Below are 14,874 nucleotides of genomic sequence, written 5' to 3' on the forward strand. Positions count from 1 at the left end.
GTTATAAATACTCCGTTGTTCGGTTCAATTCATTTAAGAGTTTTGAGACATTTCGAGTTGCTTCAGCTTGCTCCGTGGTCGCTGCATAAATTACCGAAATGGATTCAGAAGTACTCGTCACTGAATTAAGTATCTTCGCAAACGAACCACTAACTTGTTCGGTTAGGCGACCGCCCTCGTCAACACGCGTTACGGTTTGCGTGATGAGCTTAGCGATTTCTCGCGCCGCCATCGTCGACTTCTCCGCTAATTTTCTGACCTCGTCGGCGACGACAGAAAATCCCAAGCCTTGTTCACCAGCACGAGCCGCTTCAATCGCAGCATTAAACGCTAATAAATTGGTTTGATTTGCGATATTCGCGATGGTGTTAATAATCTCGTTGATATCGTTGGATGACTGCTGAATCGCCATGATCGCATCTTGTGATCGCTGCAAGACCGCACTGCCATCCATCGCATGTTGTTGCGTGCGCTCCGCTAACTCATTTGACTGCTCAGAACTCTTAGATATGCTGTCGATCGATGTCGTCAATTCATCCAAAATCTTAGTGATGAGATCGACCTTTTCACGAATTGTATTTTCGCGTTGTACTTGCTCACTGATATCCATCGCATACTTCACTACCTTGTAGGGTTTACCGTGTAAGTCGATGATCGGATTGTACGTCGCTTGTATCCAAACTTCGGCATCATGTTTTCCAAGGCGTTTAAATCTGCCGCTCTTAAATTGTCCATCACCTAAATCGGCCCAGAAATTTCTATATTCAGCGGATTTAATTAAAGTCTCGTCGCAGAACATCTTATGGTGCTGTCCTATGACTTCATCGCGGGTATAACCCATGGTGCGTAAGAAATTATTATTGACATCAAGTACATGGCCTCGCAAATCAAATTCAATCACTGCTTGGGAACGTGATATTGCGGCAATTTTTTCTTCGAACTCAGATTCTTGAATACGTTGAGCGGTAATATCTGTAGCAAATTTAATGACTTTGTAAGGTTTTCCGGAGGCATCTAGTACTGGATTGTAGGATGCTTGTATCCACACATCTTTACCGTGTACATCGACTCGATGATAAACGCCTGCACTATGTTCGCCACGTCCTAGCTTATCCCAAAAGATTTGATAATCGCGGCTACTTGATTCTTCCCTAGTACAAAATATTTTATGGTGTTGGCCAATGACTTGCTCAACTGAGTAACCAAAAATGCGCAGAAAATTCTCATTCGCATGTAATATTTGCCCCTGTAAGTCAAATTGAACAATGGCTTGGACTTGATTTAAAGCTTGAAGCAAATCTTCTTGAATGAATGAGTTGTGTGCAGTCATGATTGATCTCACATTTAAATTGCCACATGGAAATATTAAATTGAGTTTATCTTGCTTTAGTTTTGCCTAGCAATAGTTCGCAAAGTTAAAGAATGTTAAGTTTTCGAAGCTTTGTCTTTGAATGTCTTGATTTAAACAAATCAAACGTAGCAAATAGAAATCAAGATTTTGAGCCCAGTTACCTATAAAAGATTACCGCGCTAGCGCTGCCTATTTACACAATTTGATAGTGCAAGCACATAGACAATTTCGAATGTAAATTTATGTTAATTTCCGAAAATATTTGCTTTAACGATATTCAACTCGCCCATCAACGTATCGAGGCACATGTTAAAAGAACACCGGTTCAACGCTCATCTATCGCTAATCAATTAACTGGCGCGGAACTATTTTTTAAATGTGAAAATTTTCAAGATACCGGCGCCTTTAAATTTCGGGGTGCTTGTAATGCACTACTACAGTTTTCTCCGGAACAAAAGCAACGAGGGGTGGTGAGTTTTTCGTCTGGTAATCATGCGCAAGCAATTGCCAAAGCCGCACGTTTGTTTGGAATACGTGCAGTGATCGTGATGCCGCATGATGCTCCAGAAATAAAAGTCGCAGCGACACGCGGATATGGTGCCGAGATCGTGATGTATGACAGATACAAAGAAGATCGTGAAGAAATTGGTCGACGCTTGGCTCAAGATCAAGGCTTAACACTAATTCCGCCCTACGATCATCCGCATGTGATGGCAGGACAAGGTACCAGCGCCAAAGAATTGATTGAAGAAGTGGGTCAACTGGATTACTTGTTTGTTCCCTTGGGTGGTGGTGGCTTGCTTTCTGGCTGTGCACTCGCTGCAAAGTCATTGAGCCCACAATGCCAGGTAATTGGTGTTGAACCAGAAGCAGGTAATGACGGTCAACGCAGTTTTCAAAGAGGTAGTATCGTTCACATTGAAACGCCAAACACGATTGCTGATGGCGCGCAAACACAGCATCTTGGAAACTATACCTTCCCAATAATTCAGCAATATGTGGATGCAATTGAAACAGTCAGCGACGCGCAATTAATCGATACCATGAAATTCTTCGCCAATCGAACGAAAATGATGGTGGAGCCGACTGGTTGCCTAGGTGCCGCCTTGGCAATGAGTGGCAAATTTGATTTACGTGGACGCCGAGTCGGCATCATTATTTCCGGAGGTAATGTGGATTTACGGCGTTTTGCTCGATTTGTTTTGGATTCAGAACTTTAGTTAGCAGTACTTACTAAGTAATATTTAGTTGGCCATGGTTGAGCGTGTTTGGCGTACCAATACGCCAATTTGATTTTTGAAATAAACTTGCTACTCACTGCGATATTCACTAGTCTGAGTAAGCAATGAGTACGCAATAAATAAGCGATAAACAAGCAGTGAATAAGCATCAAAAAATAGATCCGTCGAAGTCACCTTTTTACGCGCATCAAATATGAGAAAAGGAATATAGAAATGCTAAAACTTAACGTCAACATGAAAGAAAGCGCGCTAGATCTCGCGCCAGATACTCCCGTATTGTGGGCAATTCGTGATGGACTCGGATTGAGTGGAACGAAGTTCGGTTGTGGTGTCGCCCAATGTGGTGCCTGTACGGTACATGTCGATGGTCAAGCGATACGTTCATGCATTACACCCGTATCTGCGGTCAGCGGTCGCAAGATTACGACGATCGAAGCGATGTCGAATGACAAAGTCGGTAGAGCTGTTCATGCAGCATGGGTAGCGCATGATGTGGCGCAATGCGGATACTGCCAGAGCGGGCAAATTATGAGTGCTACTGCTCTACTGAAGTCAAATAAAAAACCAAGTGATGCAGATATTGATGCGGCGATGTCGGGCAATATTTGTCGCTGCGGCACTTATCAGCGTATACGCAGCGCCATCAAGGCGGCGTCTGCCGCTCTAGCTTAATTGAATCGGCCCAGAAGATCGCAATTAAATTACCGCACATAAAGGAATTCACATGCATTTCGATTCGAAAAATAGTGATCTGAGTCAGATCCCAAAAGGCATTGCTAGTTTAATTGAACAACAGAATTCTTCATTTGGAAAATCAACCGAATTGTCGCGTCGTCAGTTTCTTAAGATGACAGTCGCTAGTGGTTTCGCCTTAGGCGTATTCCCTGCTCAGGCGCAAGACACGCCGCAAAACAACGCCAATGGCTCCAGTTTGAAAGCTTTTCAACAACCAAGCGCATTCGTGCAAATCACCCGCGATGGCAGTATCACAGTCACCATCAATCGACTGGAGTTCGGGCAAGGTGTGCACACTGCTTTGCCTATGATCTTGGCAGAAGAATTGGACGCGGATTGGAATAAGGTTCATGCAGTTCATGGTAGTGCCGCCCCAGCTTATGTCGATCCTGCGTTTGGTATGCATATGACTGGTGGATCTGGATCCATCAAAAATTCTTATACACAATATCGCGAGCTTGGTGCTCGTGTGCGTGCCATGCTAATCAACGCAGCCGCAGTACAGTGGAATGTGAGCCCAGAAACTTTGCGCACAGAGCGTAGCACGGTGATTCGTGCCGACGGAAAAACCTTTAGCTATGGTGAATTGGCTGAAGCAGCTATGAAGATCGCTGTTCCAGCAAAAGTCAGCTTAAAAGATCCCAAAAATTTCAAAATCATCGGCAAGCACGTCGGTCGTCTTGATGCGAAAGATAAATCAAGTGGTAAACAAGAATTTGGTATTGATGTACGTCTACCAGGCATGCTTACCGCGGTCATCGCACACCCTACCGTGTTCGGAGCGAGCGTTAAATCGTTTGATGACAGTGCGGCGAAACAAATTAAAGGTGTACGTGCGATTGTTAAAATTAAAGTTGATCGCGGTGGCGAAGGAGTTGCGGTGATCGCTGATGGGTATTGGCCAGCTAAACAAGCACGTGATCTTTTGAAAATTGATTGGGATGCTAGTCAAGTAGAAAAAGTTGACTCGACAGTGCAATTAAAAAAATATCGAGAATTGGCACAAACCACAGGCAATCTGCACTTTAAAGCGGATGTCAGTCAATTATCCAGTGCGCCGAAAAAAATCCAAGCCGAATATACCTTCCCTTATCTCGCGCATGCGCCAATGGAGCCACTCAATTGCACGGTGCAAATCAATCCAGATGGTAGCAAAGCAGAATTGTGGGTAGGCACGCAAATGCCAGGCTTAGAAGCGATGGCAGCGGCACAAGCATTGGGTGTATCTCCACAGAATCTACAAATACATGTGCAAATGGCTGGCGGTGGTTTTGGTCGTCGCGCGGTTCCAAGTTGTGATTATGTTGTGGAGTCCTGTCAAGTTGCCAAAGCCGCTCGTAGCGCGGGTATCCAAGCACCGATACGCACTATTTGGAGCCGCGAAGATGACATCAAAGGCGGCTATTATCGACCCATGCACGTGCATAAAGCGCAGATCGGTTTTGATGAGCAAGGCCAAGTGCAGGCGTGGGATCACGTGATTGTGGGGCAATCCATTGTTGCAGGGACACCATTTGAAGGATTCTTGATGAAAAATGGTGTCGATGGCACGGCGATTGAGGGAATGCGCGATCCTTATCCGATTCCCATGCGATTGTCGGTGCATCATCCCAAAGTCAATGTGCCGGTGCTTTGGTGGCGCAGCGTGGGCTCAACACACACTGCTTATGTGATGGAAACATTAATCGATGAAATCGCTAGAGCTGCCAAACAAGATCCCGTCGCTTATCGCTTAAAACAGTTTGGCGACAAACATCCACGCCATACTGCCGCATTGAAATTGGCGGTGGAAAAATCGGGCTACAACAAACGTCGCCTACCAAAGGGGCAGGCTTGGGGCGTGGCAGTGCATGAATCATTCCAAACTGTGGTTGCTTATGTCGTGACCGCATCGGTCAAAAATGGACAAGCAAAACTCCATACAGCAACTGCGGGCGTACATTGTAATTTGGCGGTCAATCCCAAGACGATCGAAGCGCAAATTCAAGGTGCAGCTTTAATGGGCTTGGGCATGTGTCTAGAAAATGCAGCGATCACTTTGAAAGACGGTGTCGTTGAACAAGACAACTTTGGACAATATGCGGTCGCACGGATCACTGATATGCCGCAAATGACGGTACACATCGTTCCTAGTGCTGATCCACCAACTGGTATCGGTGAACCTGGTTTGCCTCCACTCGCTCCAGCGTTTGCCAATGCGATTGCACAATTAACTGGCAAGGTGCCACGTAGCTTGCCGTTTAAGTTGGCGTAATATTGCTGACATTGCTGATATTGTGGTTTAGCACTTAAGAAACTCACTTCCATCAAAAAGCCCCTAAGACCAGTAGATCTTAGGGGCTTTTTGTTCTACAGCGCGATTGATTGAATCACGCTATTTCATGCAACTTCACGCAATGATACTTACTTTTCAAAATCACTCATGTTTCAATTTGCTGTGATGCGCTTTAAAGAAACGGATGAAAATTAAACAAAACAAAGCACCAGCACCCGCCATCATCAACAACAAAAAATACAAAACGGGCTTCTCAAGTGGTAACTCGCTATCCATATAGATTTGTCCTGGCTTGGTCACATATTTGCCATCGGTACTTAGCATGCCACCATTTTCAGCCAACTTCGGTCCAGTATCTTGTTTTGGCATAATGACTCTTGCACTGACAGCTTGTCCTGCGATGATAGGAAATTCACTTGATGCGGTTTTAAAACCACGCTTACTACAAGCTTCACTGGAAAATACCTTTTTCCCTTGCTGGTCAATGCAAATAAAGGCATCTGCATGCGCAAGATTGACTGAACAGATCGCAGTTAAAAAAATCAAGAACGATAAAATACGTGGCATAGAGGCGAGAATCAGCAGGAAGTTAACAGTAGATATTTGCGTAAATTGAATTCATCTTAATATAGATGCATAGTTACGAAAACATCTTCGAACACAAATAAATTCAATTGAGCGGCGATGTTATCAGAGCATCGACAGTTTAGCGAGTTTTAAACAAGAAGCGCTTTGCCATCTCAAGTGTAGATTTTTTTAACTCAAGGTTAACTGAAGATTAAATGAATTGAAAACCAAAGCAAATTTCATTATTCAGACTTATTTTCTTCTATTCTTTCGGAACGCGAGGAACTTATAGTATATTTTCAAATGTGCGAAAAAAATTCCCAATGGCAACAATTTATCGCTAACACTTTCGGACAAGCTTTGTTTTCTGTGTATGCAAATTTCCATCTATGACAAAACCGATAAAGGGCGCGAAGAAATCGCTACCCGCAAATGGCATTTACCTTCGCGTATGCGTTCTTTACTGGTGCTCATTGATGGCAAAAAAACAGATGCGGATATCGTACAAAAAATCGGTGGCTTAGGATTAAATTCACAAAGCCTGAAAGAACTGCTAGATGATGGGTTTATTCAACGCGTGTCGGTTGAATCTGATCAAGTTGATACCATACTCGACCAGCAATCCGATGATCTCGATTTGACCCAAAATCCAAGTTCTCCAGACTTACAAGTTAACACCTTAGGTTCTATCGATGCATTGGAAGAATCGCAAACTATTTTTGATGCTTCTGAAGACGAAAACCCCGCGTGGAATCAAGACCTAGACGCCCTGCTCGCCAAGTTGGATGAAGATAAAACAGAATCGCGCGTGCAAATGATGAAGCGCTATTTAGCGGAATCAATAAAAGAGCATTTAGGATTAAAAGGTTTTTTCCTACAGAGAAAATTACAGAAAGCACAGAATCTTTACGATATTCACACCTTCAGACAAGCCTACGTCTCGGCTGTTTTGCATTCTAAAGGCAAGGATTTAGCGATTGAATTACGCGATCAATTTGATGCCCGCATGTATATTCGGTTTTCCTTGGATGATCCTGAATTTCTAGAAGATTAAAGCACAATGAAGATAAAAAAAGACCAGAAAAATTTCTGGCCTTTTTTACTTTTGAGTCGCTAAAGACACGTCAAATCACTTACAACGACCAGCTTACTCAATGCCTTGGCTAGCCAAATATTCCTCGTAGCTACCACGGAAATCAATCACCTTGCCGTCCTTCACTTCTAGTACACGAGTCGCTAAAGATGAGACAAACTCACGATCATGTGACACAAAGATCAGGGTGCCAGCATACTTTTCGAGGGCGATGTTTAAAGATTCAATCGACTCCATGTCCATATGGTTGGTCGGTTCATCCATCAATAACACATTATGACGACCTAACATTAATTTGCCGTAAGTCATACGACCTTTTTCACCACCGGAAAGGACTTTTACCGACTTTTTGACATCGTCACCGCTAAATAACAACCGGCCCAAAATTGAACGCACGGCTTGGTCATCATCACCCTCTTGCGTGTACATGCCCATCCAATCCGTCAGATTTTTGTCCGAAGCAAAATTTTCTGCAGGATCTTGCGGCATATAGCCGACGTTTGCATTTTCAGCCCACTTTACTTCACCGCGGTCTGCGGTCAAACCGCAAATATCGGCGCCACCAATACAACGCAATAACGTGGTTTTACCTGCGCCATTGGCACCAATAATCGCGATTTTTTCACCTGCTTCAACCATGATGTCAAAGCTATCGAATAATTTATGATCGTATGCTTTGGATAAATGCTTTACTTCAACCGCTAAGCGATGCAATTTCTTTTCGCCATCAAAACGAATAAACGGATTTTGACGACTAGATGGTTTAACGTCTTCAATCTTGATTTTTTCGATTTGCTTAGCGCGTGATGTCGCTTGACGCGCTTTAGACTTGTTGGCTGAGAAACGACGTACGAAATCTTGCAACTCGAGCACTTTGTCTTTCGCTTTTGCGTTATTCGCTAATTGTTGCGCACGTGCTTGTGAAGATGCCAGCATGTATTCGTCATAATTACCAGGATAAATCTTCAAGGTACCGTAATCCATGTCCGCCATGTGAGTACAGACTTGATTCAAGAAGTGGCGATCATGCGAGATGATAATCATCGTCGAATTACGTTGATTCAACACATCTTCTAACCAACGAATTGTATTAATGTCCAAGTTATTGGTTGGTTCGTCCAGTAACAGAATGTCTGGATTTGAGAATAAAGCCTGTGCCAATAACACGCGCAATTTCCAGCCTGGTGCTACCGCATTCATTAAACCTTGATGCTGTTCAGTGGGAATGCCCACGCCTAACAGCAACTCACCTGCACGTGCTTCGGCAGTGTAACCATCGTATTCAGCAAACTTCGCTTCTAAGTCTGCTGCTTTCATGTAATCATCGTCAGTTGCTTCTGGGTTCGCATAAATCGCGTCGCGCTCTGCCATCGCTGCCCACATTTCTGTGTGTCCCATCATCACGACATCCAATACACGCATGTCTTCAAATGCAAATTGATCTTGACGCAATTTACCTAAACGCTCGTTTTGGTCGAGCATCACGGTACCGGATGAGGGATCAAGATCGCCACCAAGAATTTTCATGAAAGTGGATTTGCCACAGCCATTGGCGCCGATCAAGCCATAGCGATTACCTTCGCCAAACTTAACTGAGATGTTTTCAAACAGTGGCTTGGGGCCAAACTGCATGGTGATATTTGCGGTTGCTAACACGTTGAAACCTTTTGCATGGAATTAAATTAACCGCGCATTATATCATCGCACTCCAACGCTTCTGCGATTTTCGGCTTGGACATTGGAATACAGCAGTGGCTAATTCACAAAATCCAAGTCTGTCCTCGATGTCCTCTTTGGAATTGTTGCAAAAGTTGATCCACTTTTTCCCAACCCAAGGACTCAGCAAAGTACATTGGGCCACCACGATGAATTGGAAAACCGTAGCCTTTTAGATAGACTAAATCAATATCTGATGCGCGTGCTGCGATGCCGTCACGCAAAATTTTTCTTCCTTCATTAGCAAGCGCAAGTACCAGTCTTTGCACAATTTCTTCATCGCTAATCTGCCTTTGTGACACACCTAAATCTTGCGCGTGTGAACGTATCATTTGATTTACGATATCTGAGGAGTAAGCTGTTCTATCGTTGGCTTGATAGTCATACCAGCCTGCCTGTGTTTTTTGGCCAAAGCGTCCCATTTCACACAAGCGATCACCTAACTTGGAATAAATTGCATTAGGATTGGCAGCAATTCTTCGCTTACGTATCGCCCAACTAATATCATTGCCAGCCAAGTCGTTCATGCGAAATGGTCCCATCGCAAATCCAAATGCTTCAATCGCATGATCAACTTGTTGTGGTGTACATCCCTCTTCCAATAAAAACGCTGCTTGTTTGGTATATTGCTCCAACATCCGATTTCCAATAAAACCATCACAAACACCGGCGATGATCGCTGTCTTTTTAATCTTCTTCGCTAAGCTAAAGCAGGTAACTAAAACATCGGTCGCAGTATATTTGGTTCTCACGACTTCAAGCAGTTCCATGATGTTTGCGGGGCTAAAAAAATGTAGACCAATCACATCCTGTGGGCGCTTGGTCACCATGGCAATTTCATTCAAATCCAAAGTCGATGTATTACTCGCCAAAATAGCACCAGGCTTCATTGTCTGATCAAGTTGTTCGAAAACATTTTTCTTAACAGCCAAGTCTTCAAAGACTGCTTCGACTACCAAATCAACTTCAGTAATATCATCGTAACTATGCACGCCAACAATCAAATTGCATCGCTGCTCGCATTCATTCTGCGTTAGCTTTCCCTTATTTACTGCCGCTTGATATTGCTCTCTGATTCTAGCTAATCCACGAGTTAAGCTAGCCTCTTGTAAATCAAGCAAACGCACTGGAAGCCCTGCATTTGCGAAGTTCATCGCAATTCCTGTGCCCATCGTCCCTGCCCCAATAATTGCAACAGAGTTGATCGCGCGCAAAGGTGTAGACGCATCGATATCGGCTATCTTTCCTGCCGCGCGTTCAGCCATAAAAATATGCCGTAGCGCTCTCGATTCGGGGCTTTGCAATAGTTGTTGAAATAATTGGCGTTCGGTTTGAATACCTAAATCAAAATCCAGTTTTACACTCGCTTCCAAAGCGTCAACGCATGCAAACGGTGCAGGTAAATGTTTGGACTTTTTTTGAAGATTGGCTCGGGCAGTCGCAAATGTCTCTGGTGTAATCGTTTGATTCGCTATCAGATCACGTACACGCAGGATTGGTCGCACCGAGGCAACTTTATCTGCAAAGTCGATTGCGGTCTGTAGTAATTGTGTAGTGGTTGGTACAAATGCGTCGAACAACTTAGTCTCAACTAACTGATCCGAATAATAGCTGCGACCACTGCAAATCATATCCAGACAAGTTTTCATATCGACTAGTCGAGGCAAGCGTTGCGTGCCGCCAGCGCCCGGAAGCAGACCTAACTTAACTTCAGGCAAAGCAATTTGAATCGCGCTGGTGGCGACACGATAATGGCAAGCCAAAGCGAGCTCTAAACCGCCACCCATGCATACGCCATTCAAAGCGGCAATGATCGGTTTATTGCATACATCCATTTGCACTAGCAAACTGGGCAGTGATGGTTCTGCATAGGTTTTATCCGTGCCAAACTCTTTTATGTCAGCCCCGCCTGAAAATACTTTGCCTGTTCCAGTCAATACAATGGCGATTACATCCGAATTATTTTCTGCTGCACGCAAATGTTCCGAAATGGCAGTACGTGTCGCGTGCCCAAGTCCATTGACTGGCGGGTTATTGATGGTAATGATTGCGATGTGATCTTGAATGGCTAAGCTTGCAGTCATAATTGGTCTCTTGTATTGTCGTTTTTAGGAATCAGACTTCGGATGTGACTTGCATCGCCACGAATGCCGACACAAATTCAGTCACAAATCAGCTACAAATTGTAAACCACTAGCGTTGAGTGCAGTCGACGAAATGGAGATTAGGGTTTAGATTACGGTTTAGATTTCCAGCCATTCTTGGCGTAAGGATTGATTCTCGATCAACTCGCCCCAACGACCGTCAAAGACAATGTTTCCATTCCCTAAAATCAAGAAGCGATCTGCTATTTGCTTTGCTAACTCAAGTTTTTGCTCCACCAACAGAATCGCTACCCCACGTTGCTTTACGCTGACAAAAAAATCCAATAATTGCGCGATCACTTGTGGTGCTAAACCTTCGGTTGGTTCATCAACCAATAGTAAATCTGGATTTCCTAGTAGGCTCCGTGCCAGAGCAAGCATTTGCTGCTCGCCACCGGATAATACTTCGGCAGCTACAGCGCGTCGTTCGAATAAGATGGGAAACAAAGCGTAGGCATCATCTAGTCGCCACACCCAAGCTGATTCTGCACGTAGTGGTGGTTTTATCCCTAGCTTTAAGTTTTGCTCCACCGTTAGCCCTGCGAAAATCGCACGATCTTCTGGCACATAAGCAATGCCTAATTGCGCGATCTTAAAGCTGGGTAAGCCGATTAAAGACTGATCTCGATATTGAATTTGTCCTTCAGTGCGCACCATTCCCATAATCGCTTTTAAGCAGGTACTACGACCAGCGCCGTTGCGACCCAATAGTGCGACGATTTCCGACGACTTGATCTCTAAGTTGAGTCGATGTAGAACCTGACTTTGTGCATAGTAGGTAGATAGATTTTGAATCGTCAGCAAGTTCGTCATGTAGTCTCCCAAGCACCAAGATAAGCAGTTTGTACTTGGCGATTTGCGCGAATTGCTTGCGGTGTATCGCAGGCAATGATTTGTCCTTGCACCATTACCGCAATTCGGTCTGCCAAGTCAAAAACGACTTGCATATCATGTTCAATAATCAACAGACTTTTGTTGGTCGTGAGCTGACGGATCAGTTGCACTATGCGCGTGGCATCGGTACGACTCATACCAGCTGTGGGTTCATCTAACAGAATGCAATCAGCACCACCGGCGATGCAGATACCAATTTCTAACAAGCGTTGCTCAGCATACGATAGTTCACGCACAATCGTATCTTTACGCTCGCGCAAAGCCAGTAAATCGAGAAGCTGCTCGGCATTGCGGATGACTTGTTTCTCATTTTTTAAGCGACGCCAAAACATCAATGGCGAGCTAAATCGCTGAATCAGTGCGCAACATAAGTGGTCAAATACATTCAAGTTCGTAAATAAATGACTAGTCTGAAAGCTTCGATTAAGCCCCTGTCTAACAATTTGATACGCAGGCAAACGCGTAATGTCTTTGTCGCGCAGCATAATTCGACCGCTGGAACAAGTTTGTCGCCCTGAAATCACATTAAACAAACTCGATTTTCCCGCTCCATTTGGACCAATCAAAGCAAGACGCTCACCAGCCTTCAATTGGAGATCGACGCCGCGTAAAATAGCTGTTTGACCAAGCTGTAATTTGACCTCTTGTAATGTTAGCGCATGCATCGCAATACTCTCTTAGCCACGAGCTTTAGCAGCACGCCTAGTGCGAACATGCAGATGGGAATAATCCAGTGATTTACATCGAACGTATTATGCTTAAACCAATCTAAGAGCATCCCATTTTGATCAGCAGAACGAAGCTGATAAGTAAGTTCAATCAAGATGACAAGGCTGGCGCCAATCATTGCGTTTGCAAATAAATGTAAGCAAGATACCCTGATCACGTTAATTAAATTATTTCTTTGATAGAGCGCTTTCATCTGGTCTAAATAGGCAGAAATGTAGCCACTAATTCCTTTTGGCGCAAAGCTCACAACCAAGATAAACAATATCCCCAAATACAGTTGCCAAGCGGGTGTGAGTTCTGACAAAAACACCGTCATGCAGACAGCCAAAATAGCACCAAGCACAGGCCCAAGAAACAAACTAATTCCACCAATATAGGTGAATAATAAGATCGATCCAGATCGATACATGCTTAGACTATCAGTAGTGGCAATTTCAAAATGCAAAGCGGATAGCGCACCTGATATGCCTGCAAAAAAACTAGCAATGCAAATCATAAAGAATCGAATTAAACGCGGATTAACGCCCAAGAATGCGACACGTTCGTGATTATCACGCACAGCGCTTGCAAGCTTGCCCAGAGGACTTAGTGTGAGAAAGAACATCGCGCTCATCGACAATAAAGTCCACACGATAATCAAGTAAGTCACTTCAATTTGCGGTCCAAAACTCAGACCTAAGAAAGTATCACCGATGACGCGATTGGTACTGATCCCCGCTTCTCCACCAAAAATTTGTGGGAACATCGGCGCCATCACGAATATCAACTCGCCAATTCCCAAACTAATCATGGAAAACACGATGCCAGCTCTTTTGCTCGATATCCAGCCGCAGATCACGCCGACCAATAAGCCAGCTAGACCGCCAACCAAAGGAATGAGAATTACTGGAAATGCGGACTCACCCAAGCCAATTTTATTCATCACATGCACGCTGGCAAATGCGCCTAAACCAGCATACATTGCATGTCCAAAAGACAGCAATCCAGTTTGTCCAAGCAGGATATTGAAAGACAAGCCAAGTACCGCTGCGATGCAAACTTGCGTAATAAAATTCAGTGCTGCACTAGAAGAACAAATAAAGGGAATAAACAACAAGCTCACAGTAATCAGCAGCGCCCAATAAAATGTCGCAGGCAGAGAACCCGAATTGATACACTTAGATAAAAATTTAAGCATGAGAATTCAAGCCCGATTGTTGACCGAACAATCCTCGCGGACGTACAACCAACATCAACAATAAGATGACAAATGGCAGCATAGGCGCCATGTGCGAAATTGGGATAGAGAGCACACATTGATTGCTCGCTTGGTACTGAATTGGCATAAACAGCGCCAACAAATCTTGTAAGCTCAGCTCAGATGTAATGGCAAAGGTTTGAGAAATGGCAATCAACATCGATGCCCAAAAAGCGCCCTGCAGTGAGCCAATACCGCCCAGCACAATCACCACAAAAATAATACTGCCAACATGCGCCGCCATGCTCGGTTCGGTAACCAATAAGTTGCCGCCGACTACGCCCGCCAATCCAGCCAGTCCACAACCAAATCCAAACACCCACATAAAAATGCTAGGCACATTGTGACCTAATGCTTCGACCATGGTTGGTGCGGTCCATGCTGCTTGTATTACTAAGCCGACATTGGTACGGCGTATCAACAAATACAGTAAGCCCAGCACAAGTAAAGCGAGTAAGGCGATGAAGCCACGATAAACTGAAAATGGGCTGGAATAAATCAAAAACAAGCTGCCCTGTAATGCTTGTGGAATTTGATACGGCAACGCCAATTTACCCCAAATCAGTTGCACAATCTCAAGCATCACATAAGCTAAGCCGAAGGTGAATAACAGCTCAGCAAGCTGACCTCGCGCATGCAATCGACGCAAGGCAAATCGTTCAAGCAAGGCTCCAAGTAATCCTGTAATTACGGGAGCAAAAAATAAACCCCACCAAAATCCCCAAAGCCCAGTAAAGGTATAACCTAAATAAGCTCCCAGCATATAGAAACTAGCATGGGCAAAATTGAGAACGCCGAGCAAGCTAAAAATCAAGCTTAAGCCGGCCGTCAACATGAATAACAAAAATCCGTAACTAAGACCGTTGAGTAAGTTGATCAAAAAAAATTCCAA

General features: G+C 44.3%; 12 protein-coding genes. 4 read left to right on the forward strand and 8 right to left on the reverse strand.

The features are described from left to right. Position 1: 1 nt before the first annotated feature. Positions 2-1,330, reverse strand: coding sequence for a methyl-accepting chemotaxis protein (locus KDM92_RS01495; protein ID WP_212682695.1), 1,329 nt, complete (start codon positions 1,328-1,330; stop codon positions 2-4). Between the two features lie 263 nt (positions 1,331-1,593). Between KDM92_RS01495 and KDM92_RS01500 the strand changes: the two genes are divergently transcribed. The 3 genes from KDM92_RS01500 (at position 1,594) to KDM92_RS01510 (ending at position 5,581) form a co-directional block, all read left to right on the forward strand. Next, a complete protein-coding gene (locus KDM92_RS01500) occupies positions 1,594-2,571 on the forward strand; it encodes a threo-3-hydroxy-L-aspartate ammonia-lyase (protein ID WP_212682696.1) in 978 nt (325 codons plus the stop codon). 234 nt (positions 2,572-2,805) lie between these two features. Next, positions 2,806-3,264 (forward strand): (2Fe-2S)-binding protein, encoded by a 459-nt coding sequence (locus KDM92_RS01505; protein WP_212682697.1) that lies wholly within the window; start codon positions 2,806-2,808, stop codon positions 3,262-3,264. Between the two features lie 52 nt (positions 3,265-3,316). Next, positions 3,317-5,581 carry a xanthine dehydrogenase family protein molybdopterin-binding subunit gene (locus KDM92_RS01510; protein ID WP_212682698.1) on the forward strand — a complete coding sequence of 755 codons (2,265 nt, stop codon included), beginning with the start codon at positions 3,317-3,319 and terminating at the stop codon, positions 5,579-5,581. A gap of 162 nt (positions 5,582-5,743) precedes the next feature. Here the strand turns inward: KDM92_RS01510 and KDM92_RS01515 are convergent, their stop codons facing one another. Continuing rightward, positions 5,744-6,169, reverse strand: a complete 426-nt coding sequence (locus tag KDM92_RS01515) for a hypothetical protein (RefSeq protein WP_212682699.1) — start codon at positions 6,167-6,169, stop codon at positions 5,744-5,746. 373 nt (positions 6,170-6,542) lie between these two features. Here KDM92_RS01515 and KDM92_RS01520 point away from each other — a divergent pair, with 373 nt between their 5' ends. Beyond that, positions 6,543-7,223, forward strand: a complete 681-nt coding sequence (locus KDM92_RS01520; protein WP_212682700.1) for a hypothetical protein — start codon at positions 6,543-6,545, stop codon at positions 7,221-7,223. Positions 7,224-7,316: 93 nt separating this feature from the next. Here the strand turns inward: KDM92_RS01520 and KDM92_RS01525 are convergent, their stop codons facing one another. From KDM92_RS01525 to KDM92_RS01550, 6 genes are all read right to left on the reverse strand, one after another. Next, complete coding sequence (locus tag KDM92_RS01525) at positions 7,317-8,918, reverse strand: ABC-F family ATPase (RefSeq protein ID WP_212682701.1); 1,602 nt, start codon at positions 8,916-8,918, stop codon at positions 7,317-7,319. 104 nt (positions 8,919-9,022) lie between these two features. Then, positions 9,023-11,062: a 3-hydroxyacyl-CoA dehydrogenase NAD-binding domain-containing protein gene (locus KDM92_RS01530; protein WP_212682702.1), complete on the reverse strand. Its 2,040-nt coding sequence runs from the start codon at positions 11,060-11,062 to the stop codon at positions 9,023-9,025. 159 nt (positions 11,063-11,221) lie between these two features. Further along, complete coding sequence (locus KDM92_RS01535; protein WP_212682703.1) at positions 11,222-11,935, reverse strand: ABC transporter ATP-binding protein; 714 nt, start codon at positions 11,933-11,935, stop codon at positions 11,222-11,224. Beyond that, positions 11,932-12,681, reverse strand: coding sequence for an ABC transporter ATP-binding protein (locus KDM92_RS01540; RefSeq protein WP_212682704.1), 750 nt, complete (start codon positions 12,679-12,681; stop codon positions 11,932-11,934). The genes KDM92_RS01535 and KDM92_RS01540 overlap by 4 nt, the downstream gene beginning before the upstream one ends. Continuing rightward, positions 12,669-13,922, reverse strand: a complete 1,254-nt coding sequence (locus KDM92_RS01545; protein WP_212682705.1) for a branched-chain amino acid ABC transporter permease — start codon at positions 13,920-13,922, stop codon at positions 12,669-12,671. Before KDM92_RS01545 ends, KDM92_RS01540 begins: the two co-directional genes overlap by 13 nt. Beyond that, positions 13,915-14,874, reverse strand: coding sequence for a branched-chain amino acid ABC transporter permease (locus KDM92_RS01550; protein WP_212682706.1), 960 nt, complete (start codon positions 14,872-14,874; stop codon positions 13,915-13,917). The genes KDM92_RS01545 and KDM92_RS01550 overlap by 8 nt, the downstream gene beginning before the upstream one ends.

Source organism: Affinundibacterium baiyunense, assembly GCF_018139645.1.
Classification (GTDB): domain Bacteria; phylum Pseudomonadota; class Gammaproteobacteria; order Burkholderiales; family Burkholderiaceae_D; genus Undibacterium; species Undibacterium baiyunense.

What these genes read in the sequence shown, in the direction of transcription:
- KDM92_RS01500 (WP_212682696.1), top strand. Translation starts at nt 1,594, where the DNA reads ATGTTAATTTCCGAAAATATTTGCTTTAACGATATTCAACTCGCCCAT.
- KDM92_RS01505 (WP_212682697.1), top strand. Translation starts at nt 2,806, where the DNA reads ATGCTAAAACTTAACGTCAACATGAAAGAAAGCGCGCTAGATCTCGCG.
- KDM92_RS01530 (WP_212682702.1), bottom strand. Translation starts at nt 11,062, where the DNA reads ATGACTGCAAGCTTAGCCATTCAAGATCACATCGCAATCATTACCATC.
- KDM92_RS01520 (WP_212682700.1), top strand. Translation starts at nt 6,543, where the DNA reads ATGCAAATTTCCATCTATGACAAAACCGATAAAGGGCGCGAAGAAATC.
- KDM92_RS01540 (WP_212682704.1), bottom strand. Translation starts at nt 12,681, where the DNA reads ATGCATGCGCTAACATTACAAGAGGTCAAATTACAGCTTGGTCAAACA.
- KDM92_RS01510 (WP_212682698.1), top strand. Translation starts at nt 3,317, where the DNA reads ATGCATTTCGATTCGAAAAATAGTGATCTGAGTCAGATCCCAAAAGGC.
- KDM92_RS01545 (WP_212682705.1), bottom strand. Translation starts at nt 13,922, where the DNA reads ATGCTTAAATTTTTATCTAAGTGTATCAATTCGGGTTCTCTGCCTGCG.
- KDM92_RS01495 (WP_212682695.1), bottom strand. Translation starts at nt 1,330, where the DNA reads ATGACTGCACACAACTCATTCATTCAAGAAGATTTGCTTCAAGCTTTA.
- KDM92_RS01535 (WP_212682703.1), bottom strand. Translation starts at nt 11,935, where the DNA reads ATGACGAACTTGCTGACGATTCAAAATCTATCTACCTACTATGCACAA.
- KDM92_RS01515 (WP_212682699.1), bottom strand. Translation starts at nt 6,169, where the DNA reads ATGCCACGTATTTTATCGTTCTTGATTTTTTTAACTGCGATCTGTTCA.